Here is a 15,568-nt window from a genome sequence, read left to right on the forward strand (position 1 = left end):
GCTGGAGAATGCGAGGCTTGCCATGTCGTGGCTGAAGTTTTTCTTGAAGCCCGCCGTTGCGGCGGGCGCGCAAATCGACCCGGCCTGGAAGAACGACCCGCTTCGGCATCCCGAGGTCCAACGCATGTCGCTGCGCGAAATCGCCGATCTGCCGCTGGGAGCGGAGAGCGGTTTGCATGCCGAGGGCAGGTCGCCGCTGGCAAAATGCGCGTGAGCACCGCTCCCGCGCATTTGCTAATTTGCCTTATGCCGGCGTCCGTTAAACGGCAGATGCCTGCCAGCAAATCACCGGACCGTCCTCAGGATCGATGCGCTCGCCGGTGCGGATAAAGCCATTTCGTTCGAGGACACGCTGCGAAGCGATGTTTTCCATGGCCGTATCGGCCGAAACGAGGGTTACGCGCGGATCCTGCCGCGCCCATTCCAGCAATTCTCCTATGGCGCGCGTGACGGATCCACGTCCTTGGCGGCTGGGCGCGATCCCATAGCCGATGTGGATTTCGCCGTTCTGAGGTGCGCGAATGATGGAGCACAGCCCGACGATTTCGGTCGCCTCCACAATCATCCAGGCCGACGGGATGAATTGGGCGGCGATCTCTGCTGCAATCCTGGCCAGCATCTCCAGGACCTCAGGAGGCGCGATGGCGCTATCGGAAACCAGGCTGGTATTTACAGGCGCGAAACCTTTCAGCAATGCGTTGAAATCATGGGCCGTCAATTCGATGATCATATTCTTCTCGACATTGCGCATGCGCCGGTTTTGACGCGTCAAGCCGAGCGATGGAGCGAGACCAGCCCTCGATCAATTCGAGCGGTGTCTCGCCGTTCGCCTCGGCCGCAATGATGATTTTCAGAGCAGCAAGCGCCGGTAGTCAAGAGAGTCTCTGAGGTGCCCCTGCGGGGGCCTCGAAGGATGGGGCGGACATGCTGGCGTTGGATGGGATGCCGTTCATTATCTCGTCGGATTGGCCGGATCCTCGCTGACGCCGACGCGGTGGCGATAGACCATTTCCCAGCCTTTCCAGCCGTTGAACAGAAGAAGGGCGGTAGCGATCAAAGACAGCACCAATCCGGTCGGGACGATGAAGTCCCCGCCTTCGGCCAGCCGCCGCCCGAGGTTGAAGGCCTCGATCAGGACGAGAATGACGTTTCCGATCATGTGAAACCAGGCGTCGCGCAGGTCGCGAATGCGGCTGTCGCCGAAAGAGTCGATCAAGCCGGCAACTGCCGCCAACGCCGCCATGACAAGGCCGGCGCCGAGCATCCAGTTGGTCGCAACTGCCCAGGCCGGATCGCCCGATCTGGCGTAGACGATGTCGACAACAAGCGTGCCGACGAAGGCGGCGACGGGACGGGATCAACATCGGGTGGATCGGATGACCGGCAATGCTCAACGTGCTTTTCGGGTTCATCCTATCCTCCTTTGACCTTCCGCAATGCATCTTCCCTATAGGCAGCGATATGGTCGCTCTTGTCGCTCTTGATCTCGTATTGGGGTGAGGCCTCGGTGGCGCGGCGGCGATGACCTTTGTAGTCAAAATCCCGGGTGTGGATCGCAATGATGTGGCCGGAGACCTGCCCGGCCTCCGAATTCCAGGTGACGTGATCTCCCCGAGCAGATTTGGCCATGTCGCACAACTCGTCAGATGCCGCAGAGCATGCGTCAAACATCCAGACCGCATGCTTTGTTCCGGTCATGGCCGACAAGCTGAAACCCGTAGCTGTGGAGAAGAGACCTGCGTGCTTGGCCCGTGCGAATGGACCCCGCCCCGCAAAAGGCTATCGCCCGGCCGGAGCCACCGAGCGTGAAGACCGTTGAAATATCGAGGGCGCGGTGATAATTCCTGCATCGGGTCTGCAGTTCACCCAGGCATCGCCGTTCTCCGGAACACGCTAAACCTGACAATGACTGAGATATGGACACCGATCCCGTGCCATGTCGGAAGGGCGATCACCGATAATCCATCCGGAACGGCACGACCAAAGGATAGGTCATGTCCAGAAAACTCATCCCGCTCCAGGTGAGCGATGCCTCCGCATTTGCCAAGTCGCTTCGCCTGCAGCTCTCCGCCCATGAGGGGCTTCCCTCTCACCTCCAGTTCTTGAACATGCTGGCACGGGCTGCCGGTTACGGCAATTTCCAGAGCCTGCGGGCGCAAACTGATCTCGTTGACAGCGAGGCCCTCCCCCCGACAGCGGCGCCTGTCGCCGACCCCGCGGTCGACCGAAAGCATATCGACCGTGTTCAACGCAGGTTCGACCAAGAGCTTCGCCTGATACGCTGGCCCTCGCGGCGCATGGATCAGATCACGGCGCTTTGGATTCTCTGGTCGTATATTCCCTCAGCGAGGGATATGTCCGAAAAAGAAGTCAATGCTCTTCTTCGCGACAGGCACCTGTTTGGAGATCACGCTTTGCTGCGTCGGGAACTTTGTGACCTCGGCCTGATGCGCCGGACGCGCGACGGCAGCGTCTACCGGCGCGTCGAACGGCCGATGCCGAACAATGCGGCGACGATCCTGCGTCAGTGTTCGCAGCGCCAGGCACACTGACCGCCGTTGCGGAGGCGCCCGACCGAAGACGGCCTTCGAAACGGCGCCTCATTCCTCTTTCGTGTCATCGTCGCCGGGCTGCCGCCTGCGGCGCGAACGAAGATTGCCGAAGCCCATATAGTGATCGGCATCCGAGGTGTTCCATCGGCCGGCAAGGACGATGATCGCGATGGCTGCAGCGACGATGAGCAAGGCGCAGATTATTTCCATGCCTTCAATGTAGCGCAGGCGGGGATCGGTCAAAGGTGGTGGCGACACAAGGCCGAAGCGATCGGTCGAAACTCAACTTGTCTTTGCACGAATCTCACTTCGCGCTAGCCTGTGTCGCAAGCCCCATCGCCGCCCGAGTCGGCTCGCATCACATCCGAGGGAATAGACATGCCGGCTTTGATCGAAGCACGGGGCGTCAGCAAGCGCTTCCGGCAGCACAAGAGATTTCCGGGCCTGCTCGGCGCCTTCAAGACGCTGGTGACGAGCGAATATACCGAGGTTCAGGCCGTTTCCGATATCGGCTTCGATATTACGGCCGGCGAGGCCGTCGGCTATCTCGGCCCGAACGGCGCCGGCAAATCGACGATGATCAAGATGATGACCGGCATTCTGGTGCCGAGCGAGGGCACGCTTTCGGTGCTCAGCCGCACGCCGCATCTCTCCCGCATGGACAATGCGCGCGAGATCGGCGTCGTCTTCGGACAGCGCAGCCAGCTGTGGTGGGACCTGCCGCTGATCGACAGTTTTACCCTGCACCAGCGCATCTATGGTATCCGGGCTTCCCGCTATGCGGACAATCTGCGTCACTTCAGCGAGCTGCTCGATCTCTCGCCCTTCCTCGACCGGGCGGTGCGCCAGCTCAGCCTCGGCCAGCGCATGCGCGCCGAGATCGTCATGTCGCTGCTGCACGATCCGAAGATCCTCTTCCTCGACGAACCGACGATCGGGCTCGACGTGGTCGCCAAGGATGCCGTGCGTCGGTTCCTCGCCGAGATCAACCGCGAACGCGGCGTCACCATCATTCTCACCACCCATGACCTGCAGGACATCGAGACGATCTGCCCGCGGCTGATCATGGTCGATCACTCCAGGCTGATCTTCGATGGCGAATTGCGCAGCCTGCGCGCCGCCCTCGGCTCGGCCCGGCGGCTGACGCTGGAATTTGCCAGCGACCCCGGCCCCTTGCGGCTCAGCACGGCATCGCTCGTCAACGACGAGGGCCTGCGTAAGGAATATCTGATCGAGCGCGAAGACGTGTCGCTGGTCAAAATTCTTTCGGAGGTCGGCAGCGACCGCGATCTCAAGGATGTGGCGCTGCACGAGCCTGACATCGAAGAAGTCATCCGCACCTTCTACCAGGGTCGCAACGCCAGGGCCAGGGCCTCATGAGCGCCTATCTCGCCTTCACCCGCAGCTCCTTTCACGCGCAGCTCGCCTACCGCAACGAGGTCTGGGCCAACATCTTCGGCAAGCTTGTACAGGTCGTCGCTCGCGTCGCCATCTGGCTCGCCGTCTATGCCGGCGTCGGCGCGACCGTCGTCGACGGCGTTTCGCTGCAGCAGATGGTGACCTACGCCCTGCTCGGCGGCGCTGTCATGGGCGCCACCCGCCCGGAAAGGGTCATCGGCGAGATCGGCCGCTCTCTCAAGACAGGCGATATTGCCGTCTGGCTGCTGAAGCCGCTCTCTTACCCGCTCTATCTCTTCGCCAATGAATGCGGCAGCTTTTCCTATCGGCTGGCGACGCAGGTAATCCCGACCGTCGCCTTCACCGCCCTGTTCTACGGCATGCTTGCGCCGGCAAGCCTGTTTCACGCTCTGATGTTTATCGCTTTCTGGGCGCTGTCCTTCGCGCTGATCTTCCTGATGTCGGCGCTTTTCGGCCTGATCGCCTTCTGGCTGATGACGAGCTTCTCGCTGGACTGGATCCTCGGCGCCTTGCTGCATCTCTTCTCCGGCCTGCTGGTGCCCTTCTGGTTCTTCCCCGAGCCCTTGGCGACGATCGCCCGCCACTTGCCCTTCGCCTGGGTCGTCTATTATCCCAATGCCGTCTATCTCGGCAGGCTCTCAGTGGCCGACACCTTGCTGCATCTCGGCCTCGGCCTCGGCTGGGCCGGTCTGTTCCTTTTGGGCGTGCTCTGGCTGTGGCGCCTGGCCTCGCGCCGCATCACCGTGCAGGGAGGCTGATCGTGCTCATCCATCACCTGCGCGTCATTCCGCTGCTGGTGCGCATGCATGTGCGCTCCCAAATGGAATATCGCGGCGCCTTCTGGCTCGACCGGCTTGCGCAGATCCTCTCCTATGGCAGCGTCTTCGCCACCATCGGCATCCTGCTGGCCCGCTTCCAGACGCTCGGCGGCTGGACCTGGCCGGAGCTGGCGCTGCTCTTCAGCTTCCAGCTGCTCGCCTACTCTCTCGGTGCGGCAATGAGCTTCGTGCAATTGCGCGACCTCGAGGAGCTGGTGCGGCTCGGCACCTACGACACACTCCTGGTCAAGCCGTTCAGCCCTTGGGCCTATCTCGTCTTCTCCGGCCTCAATGTCGGCTATGCCGGCCACATCATCCTGGCGGTGCCGCTGCTCTGCTGGGCCGTCCTGTCGGTCGACTTCATCTGGACGGCCCCGTCCGTGGCGTTCCTGCTGGTCGCGATCGTCAGCGCGACACTGCTCACCGCTGCGATGATCACCATGATCGGCGCGACGGCGCTGATGTGGGTGCGGTCGAACCACCTGTTCTCGATCTTCTTCGGTTTCTGGGAGCTGACGCGCTACCCGCTCAACATCTTCCCCGGCAGCATCCAGATCATCCTCATCACCGCCGTTCCGCTGGCGCTGACCAGCTCGGTTCCCGTCGGCGCGCTGCTCGGCAAACCAATCCCGATCCTCGGCGACTGGGCCGGGCCGGTGGCGCTCGCCGCCGGCCCCATCTGGGTGCTGCTCGCCATCGCCCACTGGCGCTACGCCACCCGCAGATACCAAGGGGCTGGCGGGTAATCGGGCTGGAGATGGCGCCCCGACCGACGTAGCATGAATACTCGCACAACTGGGGGGGCGGATGATGGAATGGCGATTGCCGGACGCGAGAAACCGACTATCGGAAGTGGTGCGCAAGGCGCGACGACGGGCCGCAATTCGTCACACTGGGCGGCGAACGCGTGGCCGTCGTGCTGTCGGCCCACGATTACGACACCCTGCGCGCCGGCTCACCCGACACTCATCGACGATCTGCTCGGCGGCCCCGTCTGGGACAACAACCTTACCGATGCGGCCGAAGCGAGGGCCAAGAATCCAAGCCGACGCCGATCTCCTGATGTCTTTGGCCGACCGGGACGGCAAGGACCGAACCTGCGCAACTGGACGAGCTCTATATGCCGGCCCCTCAGCCCCGGTCGAAGGCTAGCGCCCGCTGGACGGCGGGGCGCTGCAGCATGCGAGCGTGATGGTCGCTTGCCTTTGCAAAGCGGGCGGGATCGACGCCGTCGGCCGGCAGCCAATCGGTCATGACGAAGAGGTAGGGATCGGCCAGCGAATAGGTCTCGCCCATCACCCACGGGCCTTTGAACATCGTCTCTTCGATCAGCCCGAAACAATCGGCCATATTCTGCGGCACCTTGGCCTTCATCGCCTCGAGTGCCGCCGGATCGTCGGCCCAGCGCGAGCCGCGCGGGCGATGGGCGTGGTTCACATGCACGGTCGAGCAGAGATAGTTGTTGAAGGATTGCAGCCGCGCCATTTCGAAGACATCGCCGAGCGGCGCGAGTTTGGCGGCCGGGGCGCTTTCCGCGATGAAGCCGAGGATCGCCGGCGTTTCCGTCAGCACGCCGCGATCGGTGACGAGCGCCGGCACCCGTCCCTTCGGATTGATCTTCAGATAGTCCGGCGAACGCTGCTCGCCATCGCGGAAACTGAGCTTCTTAGTCTCGAAGGCAAGGTCGGATTCTTCCAGGGCAATAAGGCTTGCGAGCGCGCAGGTTCCGGACGCGTAATATAATGTCAGCATGGTTGTCCACTCCCTTTCGGCACGTCTTATAGCGCGGGGATTGGTGCGCCGGAACCGGGGAGATCGATGGTTTGCGGGCGATTGCCGGCGTGCCTTGCTGCCGCCCCTCATCCGGCTGCCGCCACCCCTTCTCCCCGTTCTGACGGGGAGAAGGGGTGTGGGGCACCCGCTTCCTCTATCTCGAGGTTGCGTTTGGCACGTCCCTTCTCCCCGTCAAAACGGGGAGAAGGTCAGGGTGAGAGGCAACACCCCCGCTCTCACCCGCAGCCCGGTACATCCTCCAGCCGGTGCCAGACCGGGATGCCGCGTTCCCTGGCGATGCGCACGTCGTTGTCGGCGCCTTTGGAATCGCCCGGCAGGCGCAGCACGCCCTCGCAGAGCTGCAGCAACCGGCCGGCGACCGGATGGAAGATTTCCTCGTAGAGGGCGTCGCCGACCGATCTGCCGCCGGCGGCGTGCCAGATCGGCAGCGCCACCCATTCGCCGATCATCGGCACATGGCCGGCCTTGAACAAGGCATAAGATGGTTCCTCAAGCCGCTTGAGGTTGGCGGCCATCTTCTCCGGGTCGTCGCCCGTTCCGGACCGATAAGGCCCCGCAATCAAAATCAACATGATCAACTCCATCGCTCCGCTTCTGCGCGAGCACTCCCGGCCTCATGCACGGGATTTCCTGAAAATGCACGATATTTCTTGAATGTCGAGTCATTTCATGCAATATCATGCCATCTCGTGAATTTTCGTGCGGAGAGACAATGCTGACGACGCAGCGCAAGACCCTGATCCTCGACATCTTGCGCCGCGACGGCCAGGTGATCGCCAAGCGTGTCGCCGAGGATTTTTCGCTTTCAGAAGACACGATCCGGCGTGACCTGCGGGAAATGGCGGCGGAGGGGCTCTTGAAACGCGTGCATGGCGGCGCGATGCCGCTTGCGCCCGATCTGCCCGATTTTACCGCGCGGGCCAGCGTCTCGTCCGAGAACAAGGCGCGGCTCGGGGCTAAGGCGGCTGCGATGGTCAAGCCGGGGCAGATGGTCTTCCTCGACGGCGGCACGACGACCGCCGAGATTGCCCGGCATTTGCCGCGCGATATGGCGCTGACAGTTGCCACTCACAGTCCGACGATCGCCGCCGAGCTGGAGCACCATCCGACGGCGGAGGTGATCCTGGCCGGCGGGCGGCTCTACAAACATTCGATGGTGGCAACGGGCGCTGCGGCGATGGCGGCGATTTCGCAGCTTCGCCCCGATCTGTTCTTCCTCGGCGTCACCGCCGCCCACCCCGTGCACGGGCTTTCCACCGGCGATTTCGAGGAAGCGGCGATCAAGCGGCACATCGCTCGCTGCTCGGCCGAAACGCATGTGCTGCTGACGGAGGAGAAGTTCGACCTCGTCTCGCCCTGCCCAGTGCTCGGCATTGCCGAGGTGGCAGGACTGATCGTACCGACGGAGATGACGGCCGAGCGGCTGAAGCCTTATCGCGATCTCAACGGTACAATCACTGCAGCCTAATCATTCGCTAAAAAGTCAGGGCAGGATGTCGTGCGAAATCCGCGAACCGATTTCGGCATCATGCCGAGAAGACGGAGGTCGCTCTGATATCCCCGACATGGATGCCGTTCCAGTTGCGCATCGCGGCTGCGGCAAAGGCCATCAGAGCGGCATGCACCGTCTCTTCCGTCTCGAAGAAGCGGGCGAGCGCGGCCGCCACCATGGCTTCGGCGGCGCGGGTGGCGCCATCCTCACATTTCAGCGCCATGGCGATGCCCTTTTCCGGGATCGCAGCGCAGAAGACACCCTCGGCGCCTGTCTTGACGAAGATGCGTCCGGGGGCGATCTGCATCAGTTTCGTGCAGGCGCGGCCGGAGCCGGCGACATAGAAGGGCTCGGCCATGCAAGCCTCGATCAGGCGGCGGGATGCTTTGGCGCGCACCGGCTCCAGCCCGGTGCCGGTCGCCATCCTGGCAAAGCCTTGCGCCAGGCTGCGCAAAGGCACGGCATAGGTCGGAATGGAGCAGCCGTCGGTGCCGCAGCTCTCGGCGCCGAGCACGGCGCCGGTCAGGCTTGCCATCGCGGCCCGGATCTCGACCTGCAGCGGGTGCTCGTAGCCGACATAACCCTTCGGGTCGATATCCCGGTGGCAGCAGGCGCAGATGAAGCCGGCATGTTTTCCGGAACAATTGTTGTGCAGCGCCGTCGGTGCGTCGAGCGTGCGGGCCTGATGGATCAGGACTTTCTGGTTCATCGACCAGTGGGCGCCGCATTCCAGCGCTTCGACATTCCGGCCGGCACGCGACAGCATCGAGGCGGCAAGCGCCACATGTTCGTCCTCGCCATTATGGGAGGCGCAGGCGAGCGCCAGCTCCTTGTCGCCGAAGCCATAGGCATCGGCCGCACCGCTCTCCACCAGCGGCAGCGCCTGCATCGCCTTGCAGGCCGAGCGCGGGAAAACCGCGGCGTCGATGTCGCCCAGCGAAAAGACAAGCCTGCCGTCGCCATCGACGACCGCCACCGCGCCGCGATGACGACTTTCCACGAGCAGGCCACGGGTGACTTCAATGGTGACAGGATTGGTCATGGGCTCTCATCCGGATGCTGGCGGGATGGGCAGGCATAACGCGTCAGGGCGCGAAAGCCAACGGGGTTTGGGTGGCCTGTTTCGCGCGGCAAGTACGTGACGTACGGCGGAGTAGCAAGTGGCTGCGCCAATTCTCCGTCGGGACAGTCGCGCCTTCTGCCGGTCGAGCCCCTACCCTCCGTCATTCCAGGCCTTGAGCCTGGAATCCAGCCCCGGGGCTCGACCAAGCAACTCCGTCGGACGGCGATCGCCTCATCGCAATACTCATCACAGAAACTGACGCATGCGATCGAAAACTATCGTTTTCCTGATGTGTGGGATGCAGCTAAGAGTGGTGCGTCAGGAACCGCCCCCATGTCATCCAGTTTCTCCCTCATCCTGCGCGACAACAGGATCCGCATTCCCGCGGTGACGCTCGTCGCGCTTGCCTTTACCTATGCTTCGACCGCGCCTTACCAGTCGATCATCGGGATCAACGAACTCGGCTTGAGCAACGGCGCCTATTCGGCGCTGGTGTTCTTTTCGGCGATCGTCAACGTGGCGACGAGTCTGACGCTCGGCATCTGGTCGGACAGGCTGAAGGAACGCCGGCCGCTGGTGCTCTCGCTTTCGGTGGCCGGCATGCTCGGCTTCGGATCGATCGCGATCATCCACAGCCCGGCAATCTTCATCTTTTCGACGCTGCTGCTGGTGCCGATGAGCGGCTCCACCTATTCATTGCTCTTCGCCAGCCTGCGCGCCAGGACCAACCAGATGGAGCGTGGCGAGGGCGCTGCGGTGACGGCAACGGTGCGGGCGCTGTTTTCCGGCTCCTGGGCGCTGGCGCCGGGGCTGATCGGCCTTTATCTCGTCAACTCGCCATCGATGACGCCGGCCTATGGCATCGCGGCGCTCGCCAGCTGCACCTGCTTCTGCCTGTATTTCTTCTTCGCCCCCGGCAACGGCAGCGCCGGCCCTCCCCCGGATCCGGTCGGTTTCCTCGCTTCGCTGAAGCGAATCTTCATGCCCAACGTGCTGATCCGCGTCTTCATCATGGCGCTGCTGTTCGCGCTGCAGCGGCTGAACGGCATGCTTCTGCCGCTGATCATCACCCGTGCGGCGGGCGGAAACGTCGCCGACGTCGGTTTCATCGCCGGGCTGACGGCGCTTCTCGAAATGCCGTTCATGATGATGTGGGGCATGACGCAGCGGCGCTTCCGCACCGCGCATGTGCTCGCCCTCGGCGCGCTGATCTATTGCGCGTATCTGCTGCTGCTCGGATTTGCTTCCGCACCATGGCACATCTATGCGCTGCTGCTCGTCAACGCCTGCGGCGCGGCGGCAATCCTCAGCGTGCCGATCACCTATCTGCAGGACCTGATCGCCGACCGGCCGGGGCTCGGAACCTCGCTGCTCTCGCTCAACACCTTCATCGGCACCGGCATCGCCGCCGGGCTCTTCGCCTTCGGAACATCGCTCACCGATTATTCCGGCACCGCCTTCGTCGGCGCCGGCGCGGGTCTGGCGGCGATTGGGGCGTTGCTCCATCTGGAAAGCAGCAGGCGGCAGGCGCGGCAGCCGGCCTGATTGCAGGCGGCGCAGGGCACACGACCGGTTCAATCGCCGCGCCTCAATCTAACGCGCCATGATGCGGTGGGCGCAGCGGCGGGCGCCGGCAAGGCTATCTTCGCCGCGCTCGACGTCGGTGCCGAGGGCGGCGCGGAGGGTTTCGAGTTCGGAGCGGCAGAAGCCCGCGCAGGCGGTGACCGCCGCGCAGATCGGACAGTGATTTTCAACCAGCATGAAGGAGCCGTCCGCCTCCCGCCAACTGTCGGCCATGTAACCCTCACGGGTGCGGATCGCAGCCAGGCCCTCGGCACGAGCGGCAAGCTCGCCGGCGTTCGAGCTCGTGGCGATAGCGCTGCAGCGTCTCGGTTTCGCGGGCGGAGATGACGGCGTCGAGCGCTCCCGCCCCAAGCTGGTCGACGAGGGTGCCGAGGAGAACGGCCCTCGGCAGCTCGTTCAGCGGCCGACAAGCCTATCTGGCGATCGTCGCCGGCGCGCTGATCGAGACGGCGGCGACCGGTTCGCTGGCCCTGTTTCTCGCCAAGGACAATCCGCAGGGGGATTTGCCGCTCATCATGCCGGCGGCGGCCGCCATGTTCATGATGGGCTTCGGCCTCGGTCTCGGCTGGGCGCATCTCGTCGCCGTGGTGCTGAAGCTCGTCGCCAGCAACGAACAGGACAAGGCCTCGGCGGCAATCCCGACGATGAGCTCGCTCGGCGGGGCATTCGGTGCCGCCTTTGCCGGGCTCATCGCCAATGGCGCCGGCCTCGTCGAACCGGGCGGTGTGCCAGGAGCACTGTTGGCGGCGCATTGGCTTTATCTGCTGATGGCGCTGCCGGGCATCATCGCGATTGCGACGGCGATAACCCTGAGAGACAGGTGAATTGAAAAGGCGCCTCGGTTTCGGGGCGCCTTTTCACGACTGAATGATTTCCGTGCTCTCAGGCGACGTTGCGCTCCGGTTCCGGCTCCTGCTGGACAACCTCCTGCTTCACGCCGAGATAGAGGACGGAGCCGCGGCCGATGCCATAGGTATCGCAAACGTCGGGCGTCAGGAAATCGGTGACCGGAATCTGCTGGACCGCCAAACCGGCGCGCCGGATCACGTCGATGAAGCCGGACCTCGAGAAGATGCGCACATGGTCATCCTGGCCGAAATGCGCCCAGCGGCCTTCCGGCGTCGTCACCTCGGGATTTTCATAGGTGTCTTCGATCGACAGGCAGATGGGCGCCATCAGGATGGCGACGCTGTCCTGCTTGAGAACACGCCGGATTTCCGCGGTGGCACGCACCGGATCGTCGACATGTTCGAGCACATGAGAGCAAAGCACGAAGTCGAAGCTCTCATCGGCATAGGGCAGGTTATGGATATCAGCCTTGTCGTCTGCCTCCGGCATATGCATGTCGCAGCTGCGGTAGAAGACGTGCGGGTGGCTTTTGAGCCAGAAGCTCAAGGCCCGGCCCGGCGCAATGTCCAGGAAGCGCACGGCCTTTGCCTGGTCGAGCCGCTGGAACACCGGCGTCAGGAACAGCGCGTAAAGCCTGTCGCGATCGGTCGAATGACAATTGGGGCAGCTATAGGCCTGATGGTTGATCGTCTCGAATTCATCGATGCGATAGGGAAAGCCATGTTCGACCGCCTTGTCGATGTAGTAGCGCGGAAGCGGTACGAAATGCGGAATTCTGCTGCGGCAGATGGGGCAGGCGTGGAATAGAGCCATTGTATTCCTCGTAGGGACCTTACAACGCGCAAGCAACGCCACATCGGGATGCGCAGTTTCGGGGCCAAGTTTCGATCAGACGACTGTTCAACGACCCCGGAGACTCACAGACAGCCAGGATCAACTTCACCTTGCGCACGAATGCTGGTCCGAAGCTGACCTCAAACGGTGAGCATGACCTTGCCGACATGGCTGCCGCCCTCCAGCAGCCGGTGCGCCTCGACGACGTCCTCAAAGGCGAAGACCTTGTGGATGACCGGGGCGACCGTGCCGGCCTCAAGCAGCGGCCAGACCTCGGAGAGTAGATCATCGCGGATGGCACGTTTCTCCTCGGCCGTGCGCGGGCGCATGGTGGAGCCGGTGACCGTCAGGCGCTTGACCATGATCGGAGAGAGATTGACCTTTTCGGCGACGGCCCCGCCGAGGAAGGCGATGATCGACAGGCAGCCGTCCTTAGCAAGCGAGGCGATGTTGCGATCGAAATAGGCGGCACCGATCATATCGAGGATGATATCGACGCCCTCGCCGGTTTCGGCCTTGATCACCGCGGCGAAATCCTCGCTCCTATAATTGATCCCTCGTTTGGCGCCGAGCTTTTCGCAGGCCTCGCATTTTTCCATCGAGCCGGCCGTGGCATAGACCTCGGCGCCGAAGGCGCGGGCGAGCTGGATCGCGGTTGTGCCGATACCGCTCGTGCCGCCATGGATCAGCACGCTCTCGCCTTCCGTCAGTCCGGCCATCTGGAAGAGATTGGCCCAGACGGTGAAGAAGGTTTCGGGAAGCGCCGCGGCTTTCACAGCGTCGTATCCCTTGGGAAAAGGCAGGATCTGGCCTGATGGCAGCAGGCAATATTCGGCATAGGCGCCGCCATTGGCGAGGCCGCAGACCTTGTCGCCGACGGCATAGCCGCTGACGCCAGGCCCGACCTCGACGATTTCACCGGAGAGTTCCAGCCCGAGAATCGGGCTCGCATCCTTGGGCGGGGGATAGCTGCCCTGACGCTGGGCAATATCGGGACGGTTGACGCCGATCGCCTCTGCGCGCACGAGGACCTCGCCTTCACCGGCGACCGGCAGCGGACGCTTGCCGATCACCATCACATCCGGTCCGCCGAAGGACTTGAGATCAACGAAACGCATTTCCTGAGGCAATGACATGGCGCTACCCTCCTGATCCCGAAGGTTCGGAATAGATCAGCCCGGCCGGCTTGGGAAGGCTGCAAGCGGCAAGGGCGTCAATTCGCCTCGCCCAGGAAATGGAAGGCAAGGCCCTCATCGCTCTCCTTGGCGGCCGACTTGATGACGGCGATCTCGGCGCTGACGCGGTTGATATCGTCGATGACGAGGCCTTCCGGCAGTTCGAGAACGCCGATCGAGCAGCGCATCAGCGGGAACAGGGCCTCGGTGCCGGTGCGGTCGTGGCCGAGGATGCGGCCGGCGGCGCGGTGCTCGCCGGAATAAAGATCGAGCACGTCGTCGTGGAAATCGCTGATCAGCCGGTCGAGGATCTCGGTCAGCTCCTCCTTCGTCCAGCCGACGACGCCGATGAAAAAATCATCGCCGCCGACATGGCCGAGGAAATGGCGCTCGGCGAAGAAATAGCGGCGCATTAGCGCGGCAAAGAGCGAGATCGCATGATCGCCGAGATGGAAGCCGTAGGCATCGTTGAACGGCTTGAAGTTGTCGAAGTCGCAATAGCAGAAGTGGCGGACCTCATCGCCGTCGCGGCCGGACTGGCGCATGAAGTCGCGGATGGCGCGATTGCCCGGGAGGCCGGTCAGAGGGTTCTGGTCCTGGGCGGTCTTCAGCTGTTTCTCGTTGATGACCTTGATCAGTGAAGCGGCGGAAACAACGCCGGCATAACGCATATTGTCGGTCAGGATCAGGCAGTTGCTGCCCTCCATATTGGCGAAGATCGCCATCAGCTGCTCGGCATCGCTGTCGAGGCCAACGATCGGCGCCATCTCGACGAAATGCGAGATGCTGCGCTCATACATCTTGTTCTTCAGGAGGTCACGGCCAAAGGGCTGATAAATATACTCTTTGAGGTGCTGCTCGTGGATGATGCCGCGCGGTTCGCTATTGGCGTTGAGGACGGGAAAAAAGGCCTGGCGCGGATTGCGGCGGAAGAGCTCGAAGACGCTGTCGATGCTGTCGTTTTCGTAGACCGTCGGCAAGAGCTCGATCTGCTTGCGGATGAGGATTTCGTCGAGCGACTGGCTCGCCCGCTTGCTCTTACCGAGTTCCTGCAGATGCGGGAAGGACGGCGCCAGCTCCGACATGTGCGTGGTCGGCCGGGAAATGAACCATCCTTGGACGAGATCGACGCCATATTCGCGGCAGGCGATGAATTCGGCCTCGGTCTCGATGCCTTCGGCCACGACGCGCGTGCCAAGCACATGGGCGATGTTGACGATGCTCTTCAGCAGATGACGCTTGCGGGCGCTGCGGTCGATCTCGGCGACGAAATGGCGGTCGATCTTCAGATAGTCGACGGCATAATCGCAAAGCAGTTTCATCTCGCCGTGACCGACGCCGAAATCGTCGATCGCCAGCTTGAAGCCGGCCCGCCGCAACTTTGAAACCAGGGCGGCGAATTCCGGCACGCTGGTATTGTCGAAGCGCTCGGAGAATTCGAAACAGATGGAGGACGGCGGAATATTCGCCGTTCGCAAATGTTGCAGCAGGCTCTCCACCAGGCGCTCGCCATCGTGGATCAGCCGGACGTCAAGATTGAGGAACAGCGTCGAGGTGGAGAAATTCGACAGCGTCGCGAACTTGGCGAGCGCGCGGCTGGCGACCATCTGTTCGAGCTGCAGCAGCTGACAGGTCCGATGCGCCTCGTCGAGAATATCGGCCGGCGTGTCGTAGCCGATGCGTTCCTGGCCGCGCATGAGGGACTCGTAACCGAATACCGTACCGGTGCCGGCTTCGACGATCGGCTGGAAGGCGTTTTCGACCACGAGCTTGGCAAGGGTTACAATCTGATCGCTCGCATAACGACGCAGCACGCCAGGCTCGACGGCGCCAGCCAAAGATATTGCAGTGTTCACTGTGGGCCGATCTCCACTGCGACTTGTTCTTCTTGGTCAGGAACCTGCCGCAGAAGGATCAACGAACCCTTTCGCCAATATGAAAGTTTTGTGAAAGACGCGGCTCGCCGGCACGCGTTGCGCGTGAATTCG

At 62.9% G+C, this 15,568-nt stretch carries 16 protein-coding genes and 4 pseudogenes; 9 read left to right on the forward strand and 11 right to left on the reverse strand.

The window, feature by feature from the left end; translation table 11 throughout:
- Positions 1 to 22 precede the first annotated feature (22 nt).
- Positions 23 to 214, forward strand: a complete 192-nt coding sequence (locus tag J7U39_RS13775) for a hypothetical protein (RefSeq protein ID WP_210628691.1) — start codon at positions 23 to 25, stop codon at positions 212 to 214.
- A gap of 45 nt (positions 215 to 259) precedes the next feature.
- On the opposite strand, the gene J7U39_RS13780 is transcribed toward J7U39_RS13775, so the two are convergent.
- The 3 genes and pseudogenes from J7U39_RS13780 to J7U39_RS13790 form a co-directional block, all read right to left on the reverse strand.
- On the reverse strand, positions 260 to 751 hold the full coding sequence (locus tag J7U39_RS13780) for a GNAT family protein (protein ID WP_210628692.1): 492 nt from the start codon (positions 749 to 751) through the stop codon (positions 260 to 262).
- 201 nt (positions 752 to 952) lie between these two features.
- Positions 953 to 1,412 (reverse strand): annotated as a pseudogene (locus J7U39_RS13785) (DUF2231 domain-containing protein).
- A gap of 1 nt (position 1,413) precedes the next feature.
- Positions 1,414 to 1,629 carry a DUF2945 domain-containing protein gene (locus tag J7U39_RS13790; protein ID WP_210631670.1) on the reverse strand — a complete coding sequence of 72 codons (216 nt, stop codon included), beginning with the start codon at positions 1,627 to 1,629 and terminating at the stop codon, positions 1,414 to 1,416.
- Between the two features lie 365 nt (positions 1,630 to 1,994).
- Between J7U39_RS13790 and J7U39_RS13795 the strand changes: the two genes are divergently transcribed.
- Positions 1,995 to 2,552, forward strand: coding sequence for a DUF2087 domain-containing protein (locus tag J7U39_RS13795; protein ID WP_210628693.1), 558 nt, complete (start codon positions 1,995 to 1,997; stop codon positions 2,550 to 2,552).
- 48 nt (positions 2,553 to 2,600) lie between these two features.
- On the opposite strand, the gene J7U39_RS13800 is transcribed toward J7U39_RS13795, so the two are convergent.
- Positions 2,601 to 2,744: a hypothetical protein gene (locus J7U39_RS13800; protein WP_210628694.1), complete on the reverse strand. Its 144-nt coding sequence runs from the start codon at positions 2,742 to 2,744 to the stop codon at positions 2,601 to 2,603.
- A gap of 186 nt (positions 2,745 to 2,930) precedes the next feature.
- Between J7U39_RS13800 and J7U39_RS13805 the strand changes: the two genes are divergently transcribed.
- From J7U39_RS13805 to J7U39_RS31795, 4 genes and pseudogenes are all read left to right on the forward strand, one after another.
- Positions 2,931 to 3,932 carry an ATP-binding cassette domain-containing protein gene (locus J7U39_RS13805; protein WP_210628695.1) on the forward strand — a complete coding sequence of 334 codons (1,002 nt, stop codon included), beginning with the start codon at positions 2,931 to 2,933 and terminating at the stop codon, positions 3,930 to 3,932.
- On the forward strand, positions 3,929 to 4,729 hold the full coding sequence (locus J7U39_RS13810; protein WP_210628696.1) for an ABC-2 family transporter protein: 801 nt from the start codon (positions 3,929 to 3,931) through the stop codon (positions 4,727 to 4,729). Before J7U39_RS13805 ends, J7U39_RS13810 begins: the two co-directional genes overlap by 4 nt.
- Before the next feature lie 2 nt (positions 4,730 to 4,731).
- Positions 4,732 to 5,535, forward strand: a complete 804-nt coding sequence (locus J7U39_RS13815; RefSeq protein WP_210628697.1) for an ABC-2 family transporter protein — start codon at positions 4,732 to 4,734, stop codon at positions 5,533 to 5,535.
- Between the two features lie 64 nt (positions 5,536 to 5,599).
- Positions 5,600 to 5,838 (forward strand): annotated as a pseudogene (locus tag J7U39_RS31795) (type II toxin-antitoxin system Phd/YefM family antitoxin); the annotation flags it as partial.
- Between the two features lie 82 nt (positions 5,839 to 5,920).
- Here J7U39_RS31795 and J7U39_RS13820 read toward each other — a convergent pair.
- Positions 5,921 to 6,541: a glutathione S-transferase gene (locus J7U39_RS13820; RefSeq protein ID WP_210628698.1), complete on the reverse strand. Its 621-nt coding sequence runs from the start codon at positions 6,539 to 6,541 to the stop codon at positions 5,921 to 5,923.
- Between the two features lie 257 nt (positions 6,542 to 6,798).
- Positions 6,799 to 7,155 (reverse strand): hypothetical protein, encoded by a 357-nt coding sequence (locus J7U39_RS13825; RefSeq protein WP_064692660.1) that lies wholly within the window; start codon positions 7,153 to 7,155, stop codon positions 6,799 to 6,801.
- 140 nt (positions 7,156 to 7,295) lie between these two features.
- Here J7U39_RS13825 and J7U39_RS13830 point away from each other — a divergent pair, with 140 nt between their 5' ends.
- Positions 7,296 to 8,051: a DeoR/GlpR family DNA-binding transcription regulator gene (locus J7U39_RS13830; protein ID WP_210628699.1), complete on the forward strand. Its 756-nt coding sequence runs from the start codon at positions 7,296 to 7,298 to the stop codon at positions 8,049 to 8,051.
- A gap of 58 nt (positions 8,052 to 8,109) precedes the next feature.
- Here the strand turns inward: J7U39_RS13830 and J7U39_RS13835 are convergent, their stop codons facing one another.
- Positions 8,110 to 9,117 carry an asparaginase gene (locus J7U39_RS13835; RefSeq protein ID WP_210628700.1) on the reverse strand — a complete coding sequence of 336 codons (1,008 nt, stop codon included), beginning with the start codon at positions 9,115 to 9,117 and terminating at the stop codon, positions 8,110 to 8,112.
- A 354-nt stretch (positions 9,118 to 9,471) separates the two neighbouring features.
- On the opposite strand from J7U39_RS13835, the gene J7U39_RS13840 reads away from it, so the two are divergent.
- Positions 9,472 to 10,683 (forward strand): MFS transporter, encoded by a 1,212-nt coding sequence (locus J7U39_RS13840; RefSeq protein WP_210628701.1) that lies wholly within the window; start codon positions 9,472 to 9,474, stop codon positions 10,681 to 10,683.
- A gap of 48 nt (positions 10,684 to 10,731) precedes the next feature.
- Here J7U39_RS13840 and J7U39_RS13845 read toward each other — a convergent pair.
- Positions 10,732 to 11,104, reverse strand: a pseudogene (locus tag J7U39_RS13845) (MarR family transcriptional regulator); the annotation flags it as partial.
- 10 nt (positions 11,105 to 11,114) lie between these two features.
- On the opposite strand from J7U39_RS13845, the pseudogene J7U39_RS13850 reads away from it, so the two are divergent.
- Positions 11,115 to 11,546: pseudogene (locus tag J7U39_RS13850) on the forward strand (MFS transporter); the annotation flags it as partial.
- A gap of 58 nt (positions 11,547 to 11,604) precedes the next feature.
- On the opposite strand, the gene J7U39_RS13855 reads toward J7U39_RS13850, so the two are convergent.
- The 3 genes from J7U39_RS13855 to J7U39_RS13865 form a co-directional block, all read right to left on the reverse strand.
- Positions 11,605 to 12,384, reverse strand: a complete 780-nt coding sequence (locus tag J7U39_RS13855; RefSeq protein WP_210628702.1) for a class I SAM-dependent methyltransferase — start codon at positions 12,382 to 12,384, stop codon at positions 11,605 to 11,607.
- A 161-nt stretch (positions 12,385 to 12,545) separates the two neighbouring features.
- On the reverse strand, positions 12,546 to 13,541 hold the full coding sequence (locus J7U39_RS13860; RefSeq protein WP_210628703.1) for an NAD(P)H-quinone oxidoreductase: 996 nt from the start codon (positions 13,539 to 13,541) through the stop codon (positions 12,546 to 12,548).
- A gap of 77 nt (positions 13,542 to 13,618) precedes the next feature.
- Positions 13,619 to 15,436: an EAL domain-containing protein gene (locus J7U39_RS13865; protein ID WP_210628704.1), complete on the reverse strand. Its 1,818-nt coding sequence runs from the start codon at positions 15,434 to 15,436 to the stop codon at positions 13,619 to 13,621.
- Between the last annotated feature and the right edge of the window lie 132 nt (positions 15,437 to 15,568).

This window comes from Rhizobium sp. NLR16a (assembly GCF_017948245.1).
Classification (GTDB): Bacteria; Pseudomonadota; Alphaproteobacteria; order Rhizobiales; family Rhizobiaceae; genus Rhizobium.